This window comes from Paracraurococcus ruber (genome assembly GCF_004353985.1).
GTDB classification, from domain to species: domain Bacteria; phylum Pseudomonadota; class Alphaproteobacteria; order Acetobacterales; family Acetobacteraceae; genus Paracraurococcus; species Paracraurococcus ruber.
Map to the genome: position 1 here is coordinate 1 of NZ_SMOA01000191.1, position 11,088 is coordinate 11,088.

At 75.0% G+C, this 11,088-nt stretch carries 10 protein-coding genes; 1 reads left to right on the forward strand and 9 read right to left on the reverse strand.

Annotation, left to right across the window (positions count from 1 at the left end; all coding sequences use genetic code 11):
• Window positions 1–112 precede the first annotated feature (112 nt).
• Entirely contained in the window at window positions 113–2,470 is a 2,358-nt protein-coding gene (locus E2C05_RS34290; protein WP_133222063.1) for a hypothetical protein, read from the forward strand.
• A 249-nt stretch (window positions 2,471–2,719) separates the two neighbouring features.
• Here the strand turns inward: E2C05_RS34290 and serS are convergent, their stop codons facing one another.
• The 9 genes from serS to E2C05_RS23460 all read right to left on the reverse strand — a co-directional run.
• The gene (gene serS, locus E2C05_RS23420; RefSeq protein ID WP_133222064.1) at window positions 2,720–3,988 is read right to left on the reverse strand and encodes a serine--tRNA ligase; all 1,269 of its coding nucleotides are present in this window, start codon (window positions 3,986–3,988) and stop codon (window positions 2,720–2,722) included.
• Window positions 3,989–4,236: 248 nt separating this feature from the next.
• Window positions 4,237–5,031: a twin-arginine translocase subunit TatC gene (tatC, locus tag E2C05_RS23425; protein WP_240046859.1), complete on the reverse strand. Its 795-nt coding sequence runs from the start codon at window positions 5,029–5,031 to the stop codon at window positions 4,237–4,239.
• A 113-nt stretch (window positions 5,032–5,144) separates the two neighbouring features.
• A complete protein-coding gene (tatB, locus tag E2C05_RS33310) occupies window positions 5,145–5,720 on the reverse strand; it encodes a Sec-independent protein translocase protein TatB (RefSeq protein ID WP_158292323.1) in 576 nt (191 codons plus the stop codon).
• Window positions 5,721–5,902: 182 nt separating this feature from the next.
• Window positions 5,903–6,955 (reverse strand): ABC transporter ATP-binding protein, encoded by a 1,053-nt coding sequence (locus E2C05_RS23435; protein WP_133222065.1) that lies wholly within the window; start codon window positions 6,953–6,955, stop codon window positions 5,903–5,905.
• 448 nt (window positions 6,956–7,403) lie between these two features.
• A complete protein-coding gene (gene scpB / locus E2C05_RS35345; protein WP_133222066.1) occupies window positions 7,404–8,327 on the reverse strand; it encodes an SMC-Scp complex subunit ScpB in 924 nt (307 codons plus the stop codon).
• Complete coding sequence (locus E2C05_RS23445) at window positions 8,311–9,081, reverse strand: segregation and condensation protein A (RefSeq protein ID WP_133222067.1); 771 nt, start codon at window positions 9,079–9,081, stop codon at window positions 8,311–8,313. The genes scpB and E2C05_RS23445 overlap by 17 nt, the downstream gene beginning before the upstream one ends.
• Window positions 9,078–9,794 (reverse strand): site-2 protease family protein, encoded by a 717-nt coding sequence (locus E2C05_RS23450; protein ID WP_133222068.1) that lies wholly within the window; start codon window positions 9,792–9,794, stop codon window positions 9,078–9,080. The genes E2C05_RS23445 and E2C05_RS23450 overlap by 4 nt, the downstream gene beginning before the upstream one ends.
• Complete coding sequence (gene nagZ / locus E2C05_RS23455; RefSeq protein ID WP_240046857.1) at window positions 9,791–10,765, reverse strand: beta-N-acetylhexosaminidase; 975 nt, start codon at window positions 10,763–10,765, stop codon at window positions 9,791–9,793. Before nagZ ends, E2C05_RS23450 begins: the two co-directional genes overlap by 4 nt.
• A gap of 25 nt (window positions 10,766–10,790) precedes the next feature.
• On the reverse strand, window positions 10,791–11,088 hold a 298-nt coding region (locus tag E2C05_RS23460), incomplete at its 5' end, for an SPOR domain-containing protein (protein WP_240046858.1).

Genomic DNA, 11,088 nt, shown 5'->3' on the forward strand with positions numbered 1-11,088 from the left:
GATGGCCGGCGCGGGCAGGCACGGCGGCCCGGCGGCGCCGCAGGCGCGCGCCGCGGCATTGCCAATCCAGGCGGCCCGGCACAGGCTTCCGACCGGAAGCGATGCCGCAGCGATGACGACCAAGACCTACTGGACCTGGCTTGAGCGGGAATGGTCCGCCATCCGGGCACGCAGTCCGGGCATCGCGCCGCCCGGCGGTCTCGCCGGCCTCGCGCTGTCGGGCGGCGGCATCCGCTCCGCCGCGGTCTGCCTCGGCGTGCTGCAGCGGCTGGACGCGGCCGGGCTGCTGGCACGGTTCGACTACCTCTCCAGCGTCTCGGGCGGCGGCTATACCGGCATCGGCTGGCTCGCCCGCGCCGCCGCCGAGCACGAGGCGGCGCGGGCGGCGACGGGCGAAGCGCCGCCCGCCCGGCCCTGCCGCTTCCCCTACAACCCGCCCGAGGCCCTGCCGCCGCCGCCCCGCGCGGCCGGCGCGCCACTGGGCGACCGGCATCCGGTGCCGACCCCGCTGGGCTGGCTGCGCGACCATGCCAGCTACCTGCTGGCGCCCGGCCTGTGGTCGCTGCTGGCCGCCATCGGGATGCTGCTGCGCAAGCTGGTCGCCAACATCCTGACCATCGCGCCGGTGGTGGTGCTGGCCGCGGTGCTGGTCGGGCTGCTGGGGCGCAGCCAGGAACGGGTGGCGGGCTGGCTCGCCGGGAAGATGCTCGATCCCTCCGGCGCGCTGCCGGCGCTGCTCGGCCTGCCGCTGCTCCTCCTCGTCCTGGTCTGCGCCCGGATGGAACGCAGGGCCGCGCGGCATCCGGCGCAGCGCGGCATGGCGGTGCGGGCGCGGCTGGATGCGCTGGGCGCCGCGGTGATCCTGGCGCTGCTGGCTGCCCTGCTGCTCACCGCGCCGCTCGGCCTGCTCGAATTCGCCGGGCTGCTGCGCGGCGGCGACACCGGCCTCGTCACCCTGCCGGCCCTGGCCGTGGTCATCGGCAGCCTGCTGCTCGCCACCCTCGCCAGCCGCATCCGCGGGCGGGCCGGGCGGATCGTCATCTCCGCCCTCGGCCTGCTCTTCGCCGGCGGGTTGCTGGTGCTGATCGCCCTCCTGGCCGATCTGCTGGCGACGCCGGCGCCGGGCGGCAGCACCGACCTGACATGGCTCTGGCCCCAGGCCGGCGCGGCGTCGCCGGCCACGTTGCTGCTGCTCGCCGCCGGCCTCGCCGCCGCGGCCGGGTGGCTCGCCTGGGTCGCCGCCCCGGGCGGGGCCAGGCTGCTGCCGCGGCTGCTGCCGGCGGCGCTGCTCCTCTATCTCGCCCTCGGCACCGCCGCGCCGCCGGTGCCGGGCGAGCCGGTGGACTGGCCCGTGCTGCTCGGCGCCGGGCTGGCGGCGCTGGCCGCCCGGGCGGTGATCTGGCGGCTGATCGACCCCAATGCGACGTCCCTGCATGGCTTCTACCGCGACCGGCTGGCGGATGCCTTCCTCGGCGATCCGCGCGGCCTGTCGGCGGGGGGCGAGCGGCGCATCGGCCTTTCCGACCTGCTGCCGGCGAAGACCGACGGCCCCTTCCCCATCCTGAATGCGACGGTGAACGGCGCGCCGAGCAGCGAACTCGCCCGCCGCGGCCGGCGCGCCGCGCCCTTCACCATCACGCCGCTCGAGGCCGGCAACATCACGCTCGACTACTGCGACACCGCGGCGCTGGAGCGCGCGGCGCCGGATTTCGACGCGGCGGCGGCGATCGCGCTCTCGGGCGCGGCACTGTCGCCGAATGCCGGCAGCAAGACCGGCGGCGGGCTGGACCGCTTCGTGAAGGGCCTGCTCAACGTCCGCACCGGGCGCTGGCTGCCGGCGCCCATCCCGGCCCGCGGCGGCCGGACGCCGCGGCCGCCGCTCGATCCGCGGCAGTTCCTGCTGGAGCTGACGGGCATCCGCCGCACCACGCCGGAGGATCGCTGGGTCTTCGTCAGCGATGGCGGGCATTTCGAGAATCTCGGCCTGGTCTCGCTGCTCCACCGGCGCTGCGCCCTGGTGCTGGTGGTGGATGCCGAGGCCGATCCGCGCATGACCCTGAACGGCCTGGCGGTGGCGACGCGCATCGCCCGGCTGGATCTCGGGGCCGAGGTGGAGCTGGATACCGCGCCGCTACGCCCCGATGCGCAGGGCTGCACCGCGGCGCATGTGCTGGAAGGCCGCATCCGCTACCGCGACGACGACCCGGTCTGGCCGGGCGGCGTCGCGCGGCTGGTCTATGTGAAGGCCTCCGTCACCGGCGACGAGGCGGCCGATGTGCTGGAATACCGCAGCCGCTACGCCGATTTCCCGCAGGAGACGACGGCCGACCAGTTCTTCTCCGAGGAGCAGTTCGAGGCCTATCGCCGCCTCGGCTGGCACATGGCGGCGGCGGTGGTGGACGACGCGGCGCGGCAGGCCTGGCCGGCCCGGGCCGGCGACGGGCCGCCCGCGGCGATGACCGCCCGATAGCGGTGCGCCAATGCCCCGACGCATCGACACCGGTATCGCCCGCTGCGCTGGCGGTGCGGCGGCGCGCCAGCCACGCCGACCGGGCCGGTGAGCATCCAGACTGGCCAGGCCGGCATTGGCGGCCGCCAGGATGGCGCACCGCGGCCCGCACCCCAGCGCCCGGCGGCGTGCCGGAGGTCCCGGCCGGGCGGACCGGTGCCCGGGTGCCCGCATGCGTTCATTGGCGGCCATGGCGCATGACCGCCGGTGTCAGCCGATGCGCTCGATCCCGCCCATCCAGGGGCGCAGCACCGGCGGCACCTGCACGCTGCCATCCGGCTGCTGGTGCGTCTCCAGCACCGCGATGAGCGCCCGGCCGACCGCGACGCCGCTGCCGTTCAGCGTGTGCAGGAAGACCGTCCCCTTGCCGTCCGGCGCCCGCATGCGCGCATTCATCCGCCGCGCCTGGAAGTCCCGGCAGTTGGAGCAGGAGGAGATCTCCCGCCAAGCCCCCTGCCCCGGCAGCCAGACCTCCAGGTCATAGGTCTTCGCCGCGCTGAAGCCGGTATCGCCGCTGCACAGCACCACCCGCCGCCAGATGAGGCCGAGCTCGGTCAGCACGCGCTCGGCGCAGCGGGTCATGCGCTCATGCTCGGCCTCGCTGTCCTCGGGCCTGGTGACGCTGACCAGCTCCACCTTCTGGAACTGGTGCTGCCGCAGCATGCCGCGGGTGTCGCGGCCGGCGCTGCCGGCTTCCGAGCGGAAGCAGGGCGTCAGCCCCGTATAGCGGCGCGGCAGCGTGGGCTCCGGCACGATTTCCTCGCGGACCAGGTTGGTCAGCGGCATCTCGGCGGTGGCGATCAGGTAGCGGCCATCGGTGGTCTTGAAGAGGTCGTCCTCGAATTTCGGCAGCTGCCCGGTGCCGTAGACGGTCGCCGCATTGACCAGCAGCGGCACCGCCGTCTCGGTATAGCCATGCTCCTCGGTATGCAGGGTCAGCATCCACTGGCCGAGGGCCCGTTCCAGCCGCGCCAGCGGGCCGGAGAGCAGCGTGAAGCGCGCCCCCGCCAGCTTGGCGGCGGTAGCGAAATCCATCTGGCCCAGCGCCTCGCCGATCTCGAAATGCTGCTTCGGCGCGAAGTTCGGCCGGGGCGGCTCGCCATGCTGGTGGAGGACGACGTTGCCGGTCTCGTCCTGGCCGTCCGGCACGGCGGCGTCGAGGATGTTGGGCAGCGCCTCCAGCAGCGCGGTCTGGGCGGCCTCGGCGCGGGATGCCTCGGCCTCCAGCGCCGCCATCGCGTCGCGCAGCGCGGCGCCCTCGGCCTCCAGCGCCACGCTGTTGCCGCCGCTGCGCTTGGCCTGGCCGATCTCCTTGGCCAGGGCGTTGCGCCGCGCCTGCTTCTCCTGCAGCGCCTGCTGCGCACCGCGCCGGGCGGCGTCCTGCGCCAGGATCTCCGCCGCCACCGGCGCCACGCCGCGGCGGGACATGGCGGCGTCGAAGGCGGCCGGGTCGGCACGGACGAGGCGGATGTCATGCATGGCAGTCGGGTCCCGGCAAACTCAGGGCGGGGCGTCGGGGCCGCGCCGCCGGCAGTCTAGAGCGGATCGCGGAGGGCCGTGAACGGCCCGGAGCGTGAATCCGCTCTGAAAACAACACGCTACAGCGGCGCGGCGTTCAATCTTGAACGCCGCGCCGCTGTAGGGCGGATCGCGCCGCAAGGCGTGACCCCGTTCCGCAATCGGTGGCCTGGGGCGGCTGGCGCGTCCGGACGGGCGCGCGAACCGCCCTAGGTGCTCTTGGTCCCGTCCGGCTTCTTCGGCGCCATCCACACCGCCGCCAGGATCGAGATCTCGTAGAGCAGGATCAGCGGCACCGCGAGGCCGACCTGGCTGATCACGTCGGGCGGCGTCAGCACCGCGGCGACGACGAACATGCCGACGATCGCGTAGCGCCGGCCCTTGCGCAGCGTCTCCACGGTCAGGATGCCGACGCGACAGAGCAGGGTCAGCAGCACCGGCAGCTGGAAGGCGATGCCGAAGGCCAGGATCATCTGCATGACCAGCGAGAGATACTCGCTGACCTTGGCTTCCAGCTGGATGGGCAGCGCGCCATCGCCCGGCGGCGTCTCGAAGGTGATGAAGAAGCGCCAGGCCAGCGGGAAGATGAAGTAGTAGGCCAGCGCCGCCCCCAGCACGAAAAGGAAGGGCGAGGCCAGCAGGAAGGGATAGATCGCCCGCTTCTCGCTGCGGTAGAGCCCGGGCGCGACGAACATCCAGAGCTGGGTCGCCCAGACCGGGAAGCTGAAGAACACCGCGCCGAAGAAGGCCACCTTCAGGTAGGTGAAGAAGGCCTCGTACAGCGCGGTGAAGATCATGCGGCGGTCGCCGCCGCCCTGGTGCTGCAGGATGTCGGCCAGCGGCCGGGCGAGGAAGCCGTAGATCTGCGCCGAGAAATAGTAGCAGACGGCGAAGGCGATGGCGAAGGCGCCGACCGACCAGAGGAGCCGCGTGCGCAGCTCCATCAGGTGGTCCATCAGCGGCATCGGCTTGTCGTCGATGGTGTCGTCCGGATCACGCGGCACGGGCGTCGTCACTCAGCGGGTGGGAAGCGGGCGGGCGCGCGGCGGGATGCCGGTCCGGGGCACGGGACCTTGCGGCCGGAAGCGGAGGCTGGCGGACATGCTGGCACGCACCCTCAGGTCTTGTGGACGGGGGCCGGCTCGGCCGCCGGAATTGCCGCTGGCGCCGCCGCGGTCGCCACCGGCTCGGGCGCCGGCACGCCGCCATTGGCGGGTGGCACGAAGGCCGGCGCCGGCGGCGGCTTCGGCGCCTCGGCCACCGGCGGCGGCGGTGGCGGCGCATAGGCGGGCGGGATGAAGGCCGGGGCCGCCGGCTTCGCCGGCTCGGCGCTGCCGGTCGCGGCGCCGGCCCCCTCCATGGCGGAGGCCGGCGGCGTGTAGCCGCCGGAGAAGCCCGGCTTCAGCGGGTCCTCGGTGAAGGTCTTGCGGATCGAGCCGTCCGCATCCACCGCCTTCTCGAGCGTGTCCTTGATGTTGAAGCTGCGGATCTCGTTGATCGAGTTCCGCACCTCGTCGAGCTTCGCCTCGCGCACCAGCTCGTCGGCCTGGCTCTGGAACTCGCCGGCCATGCGGCGCAGCTTCTGCACCCCGCGCGCGAGGCCGCGGATGGCCTCCGGCAGGTCCTTGGGGCCGATGACGACGAGCGCCACCACCCCGATCAGCGCAATCTCGGACCAGGCAAGGTCGAACATGGCGTCTCCGGCCGCGGTCCGGGGGTGGGAACCCCCGGCGCCGCAAGGCCGCCTCCGTTAGCAGGAACAACAGGGTCCAACAATCTGGCGAGCCCATCCGGAGCGGCCCCCCAGGGCCCGGGCGGCGGCCCGCCGGGCACGGGGCCAGCAGCGGCACCCCGGACGCGTCCGCCGCACGCTATCTAGGCAGCCTCGGGCGGGAATACGAAGGCGCGCTCCGGGTCCATCGCAACCGTCACCTGCTGTCCACGTGCCAGCCGGATGCCGGGCGGCAGCCTGGCATGCAGGTGCAGCAGGCCGCCCGCCCCGTCGGCGACCGCCAGATGCACCAGCGTGGTGGCGCCCAGCAGCCGGCAGGCCTCCACCTCGGCCGGACGGCCGCCCTCGCCGGCGACCAGCAGCCCCTCCGGCCGCAGCAGCACCTCCGCCGGGCCCTCCGGCAGGTCGGCGCCAGGGCGCAGCGGCAGCGCGCCGATCGCCGTCTCCGCCCGCCCGCCGCGCACCAGGGCCGGCAGCCGGTTCACCTCGCCGAGGAAGGTGGCGACGAAGGGATGCGCCGGGCTCAGATACAGCTCCTCCGGCGGGCCGACCTGGATCACCCGGCCCTGCCGCATCAGGGCGATGCGGTCGGCGAGGAACATCGCCTCCTCGGCGTCATGGGTGACGATCATCGCCGGGATGCCGGCGGATTGCAGGACATGCAGCGTGTCGTCCCGCACCTGCTCCCGCAGGCGGGCATCGAGCGAAGCGAAGGCCTCGTCCAGCAGCACCACCTGCGGCCGCGGCGCGAGCGCCCGGGCCAGCGCCACGCGCTGCTGCTGCCCGCCCGAGAGCATGTGCGGATAGGCATTGGCATAGGTCTCGAGGCCGACGCGCGCCAGCGCCTCCCGCACCGCCCAGGGGCGCTCCCCGCGCGGCAGCCGGTGCAGGCCGAAGACGACATTCTCGGCCACCGTCAGGTGCGGGAACAGCGCGTAGTCCTGGAAGACGAAGCCGACATGGCGCTGTTCGGGCGGCACCTCCCGGCCCGGCTCGCCGACCAGGAGCCCGCCCAGCTCGATCCGGCCCTCCTGCACCGCCTCGAGCCCGGCGACGAGGCGCAGGAGCGTGGTCTTGCCGCAGCCGGAAGGCCCGAGGAGGCAGAGGATCTCCCCCGGCCGGACATGCAGGTCCACCCCGCGGAGGATGTCCACGGGACCATAGGCGTGGCGGATGCCGGTGAGGCGAAGGGACATGCCGGGTTCCGGAGCAGGGGCCTGGGGGGCAGGCCTGTAGACCAGCGCGGGGCCAGCGGGAACGCTGCCCCGCCGCGGCGCGGCGAGCGGGGGTGGCGCGTTCCGGGCGCAGCCGGCCCATCCCGGGGCCGGCGCGGCGCCGGACGTGCCATGGCGCTGGGCCAGCGCGGCCGGGCGAGGGAAGCCCCGGACCGGTCAGGCCCGCGGGAGGGGCAGCCCCCCCGCAGGGGCGGGCCCTCGCGCCGGAGCGCCGTGCGCGAGCGGGTCGCATGGCGGCACCGACGCCGCGACGCGGGCATGCGCGTTCGGATCGCCCGAACGGTTCGCGCGGCGGCCCGAGCAGGCGGTGCGGCCCTGGTCTTCAAGCCTGGTGCCGATCGACGCCCTTCCGCGATCCGGTCCGGCCGGACGCGGCGACGCCGGGAGGGGCCCCGGCAGCGCCGCAGGCTCAGGCCGATGGCGAGGCGGCCAGCGGCGCCAGCAGCGGCGCACCCGGCTCGTTCACCAGCTCTTCCCGCCGTGGCAGGTCGGTCAGCGCCCGCAGGCCGAATTGCTCGAGGAATTTCGGCGTGGTGCCCCAGAGGCTCGGCCGTCCCGGCACCTCCTTCCGGCCGCGCGGCGCGACCAGCCCCATCTCCAGCAGCGATTCCAGGGTGGTCTGCGAGAGGCTGGCGCCGCGGATCTCCTCGATCTCCGCCCGCGTCACCGGCTGGTGATAGGCAATGATCGCCAGGGTCTCCATGGCGGCGCGGGGCAGGCGGCGCGGCACCTCCACCACCCGCGTCAGGGCGGGGGCCAGTTCCGGCGCGGTGCGGAAGGCGAAGCCGCCGGCGACCTCGACCAGCTGCACCGGCCGGTCGGCGCAGCGGGCGGCGAGCGCGGTGAGGACGGCGCGCGCCTCGACGCCCGGCGGCAGCGCCTGCTGCAGCCGCTGCGGCGTCACCGGCCGGTCGCTGGCGAAGACCAGCGCCTCGGCGAGGCGGAGGGCATGGGCGAACAGGGCCGGGTCCGGCTCCGGCAGGCCCGACTCGGTCGCGGCGGCCTCCGGCACGGCGACATCGCCGGGCACGGGGACCGGACCAGCGGGGACGGACGCGGCGCCGGTCGAGGCCGGATCGGGCTCGTCCGCCACGACCTCCGGAGCATCCGGCCGGGCTGCGCCGTGCGCCGGCGGCGGCGATGCGGCCGCGTCGGGGGCTTCGGTCGCGGCAGAATCCTTACCCGCCGGGTCGGCCTGGGTCACCGCGGCCTCGGCCGGCCCGGTATCCCCGGTGCCGGCGGCGGCAACCGGGCCCCGGGCATCCCCGGACGCCGCATCGACCGCCTCGGCCGGCCGCTCCTCGCCCTCCTCCGGGTCAGGCAGCCCTGGCATCGCGCACCTCCACAGCCTGCGCCCGGCGGATCAGGATCGGCCCGAAGCTGTGCTCCTGCCGCAGCTCGATCGCGCCGCCGCGCGCCGTCTCCAGCGCCGCCACCAGCGTGCTGGCGATGGCGGCGCGGCGCTCCACCGGGTCGGTCAGCCCGTCGGGCAGGAAGCGCTGCAGCACGGCCCAGTCCGGCAGGGCGCCGACCAGCCGGCCCAGCCGGCCCAGCGCCTCCTGCACCGACCACAGCCGGCGCGGCTTCGGCGTGTAGGGGCGCCGCGCCAGCGCCCGCCGCCGCGCCGCGGCATAGGCCTGCAGCAGCGCCGGCAGGTCGGCCGACAGGCCGCTGCGGTCCTCCACCTTCAGGGATTCGGGGGCGCCGCGGCCGAAGACCTCGCGGCCCAGCTGGTCCCGCGCCCCGAGCCAGGCGGCCGCGGCGCGCATCCGGCCCAACTCGGCGATGCGGTCGGTCAGGGCCGCCGCCAGCGCCTCGGCATCCTCCTCGGCGCCCGGCTCCTCCGGCACCAGCAGGCGGGATTTCAGCCAAGCCAGCCAGGCCGCCATCACCAGCCAGTCGGCGGCGAGTTCCAGCCGCACCCGCCGCGCCTGCTCCAGCACCGCCAGGAACTGGTCCACCAGGGCGATGATCGAGATCCTGTGCAGGTCCACCTTCTGGCTGCGGGCCAGGTCGAGCAGCAGGTCGAGCGGCCCCTCGAACCCCTCCAGCCGCAGGTGCAGCACCGGCGTCGCGGTCTCGCTCATCGCCCGCCCCCATTGCCGGACAGCCGCAGGACCAGGTTGAAGGCGTCCGCCACCACCTCCCGCAGCGCCCAGCCGACCGGGTCGAACCCGTCCACCACCCGCGGCAGGATGAAGACCGCCAGCAGCACGATCAGGATGCCCCAGCGTTCCAGCCGCATATACGGCAGCGCCAGCGGCGCCGGCAGCAGCCCGGCGACGATGCGGCCGCCGTCGAGCGGCGGGATGGGCAGCAGGTTGAACAGACCAAGCACGAGGTTCGCCAGGATCGACAGCAGCAGGAACCGGTAGAACAAGGCGAGCGAGTCGGGCGAGAGCAGCGGCACCCAGGCCGAGACGGGATGGATGAGCAGCCCAGCCAGCAAAGCGAGGCCGAAATTCATCGCCGGCCCCGCCGCCGCCACCAGCATCATGCCCTGGCGGGGGTTGCGCAGGTTCAGCACATCTACCGGCACCGGCTTGGCCCAGCCGAACATGAACTCCACCCGGCCGACGGTGAGAAGCTGCGTCACCAGCAGGAAGCCGGGCAGCAGGATGGTGCCCACCCGGTCGACATGCCGCAGCGGGTTCAGGCTGAGCCGGCCCATCCGCTTCGCCGTGTCGTCGCCGAGCGCGAGGGCGGCATAGCCATGCGCCGCCTCATGCAAAGTGATGGCCAGCACCGAGGCGAGGACGGCGGTCAGAAGCTCCGGGAGCCAGCCCGCCCCGAAGCTCACGCCGCCGCCAGCCAGGTGTCGCGCCGGGCCAGCAGCGCCGCCTGGTCGAGCGGCCGGCGGCGCGCCAGCATGGCGTCCCGCGCCGCGGCGAGCCGCGCCTCGGCCGTGTCCGACAGCGCCGGGCAGCCGGCAAGCGCCGCGGCGGTTTCCGCCAGCACGCCGTTGCAGTGCAGCACCAGGTCGCAGCCGGCGCCGATCGCCGCCGCCGCCAGCGCCCCGGGCTCGCCGCGCAGCGCCCGCATGCAGAGGTCGTCGCTGACCAGCACGCCGCCAAAGCCGATGGCGCCGCGGATCACCCGCTCGATCACCAGCGGCGAGAGGGTCGCCGGGCGCTCGGCATCCAGCGCCTCGTAGAGGATATGCGCCGTCATCGCCCAGGCGCCGCTGCCGGCAAGCGCCGCGAAGGGCGCGCAGTCCATGGCGAGCGCATCGCGGTCGGCGGCGACGCGTGGCAGGTCCAGGTGGCTGTCCACCAGCGCGCGGCCATGGCCGGGGATGTGCTTGATGACCGGGATGCAGCCGGCCTCCTGCAGCCCCTCGGCGGTGGCGCGGCCGAGCCGCGCGACCTCCGCCGGATCCTCGCCGAAGGACCGGTCGCCGACGATCTCATGCGCGCCTGGGATCCGCAGGTCGAGCACCGGGGCGCAGACCACGTCGAAGCCGGCCTCGGCGCAGGCCAGGCCGAGCAGCGCGGCATTGGCGCGCGCCGCCTCCTCCGGCCCCGCGGCGAAGCGGAAGGCGGGCGGGAATTCCGGCCAGTGCGGCGGCCGCAGCCGGGCGACCCGGCCACCTTCCTGGTCCACCAGGATCGGCGCCGCCTCCCCCAGCGCGTCCCGCAGCTCGGCCGTCAGGGCGCGCAGCTGGTCCGGGTCCACGACATTGCGGGCGAAGAGGATGGCGCCGAGCGGCGGCGTGGCGCGGAACAGGTCCCGCTCCTCCGCCGTCAGCCGCGGGCCGGAAACGCCGATCACGGCCGCGCGCGGACGCTCCACCGCCTCAGCCCCCGATCGGGTTGCAGGCGCCGCCCTTGGCCTTCACCAGGTCGCAGAGCGCCTTGGCGGCAGCGGCATCGGCCAGCCCGCCGGTGCGCAGGCGGAAGAGCGGCGGCTGGCCGTCCCGGTCCAGCTTCACGACGCGCGGCCGGAAGCCGGCCAGCTCGGGCACGCGCCTCGCCAGCCTCTCCCACTCGGCGCGGGCGGCCTCCTCGGTCGGCAGGGCGCCGAGCTGGACCATGCCCTTGCCGCCGGCGACCGGCCGCGGCTCGGCCGGCGCGGCGGCGGGGACCGGGGCGGGC

Coding starts and splice junctions, on each gene's coding strand:
- E2C05_RS34290 (WP_133222063.1), top strand. CDS start 113: ATGACGACCAAGACCTACTGGACCTGGCTTGAGCGGGAATGGTCCGCC.
- serS (WP_133222064.1), bottom strand. CDS start 3,988: ATGCATGACATCCGCCTCGTCCGTGCCGACCCGGCCGCCTTCGACGCC.
- tatB (WP_158292323.1), bottom strand. CDS start 5,720: ATGTTCGACCTTGCCTGGTCCGAGATTGCGCTGATCGGGGTGGTGGCG.
- E2C05_RS23435 (WP_133222065.1), bottom strand. CDS start 6,955: ATGTCCCTTCGCCTCACCGGCATCCGCCACGCCTATGGTCCCGTGGAC.
- scpB (WP_133222066.1), bottom strand. CDS start 8,327: ATGCCAGGGCTGCCTGACCCGGAGGAGGGCGAGGAGCGGCCGGCCGAG.
- E2C05_RS23445 (WP_133222067.1), bottom strand. CDS start 9,081: ATGAGCGAGACCGCGACGCCGGTGCTGCACCTGCGGCTGGAGGGGTTC.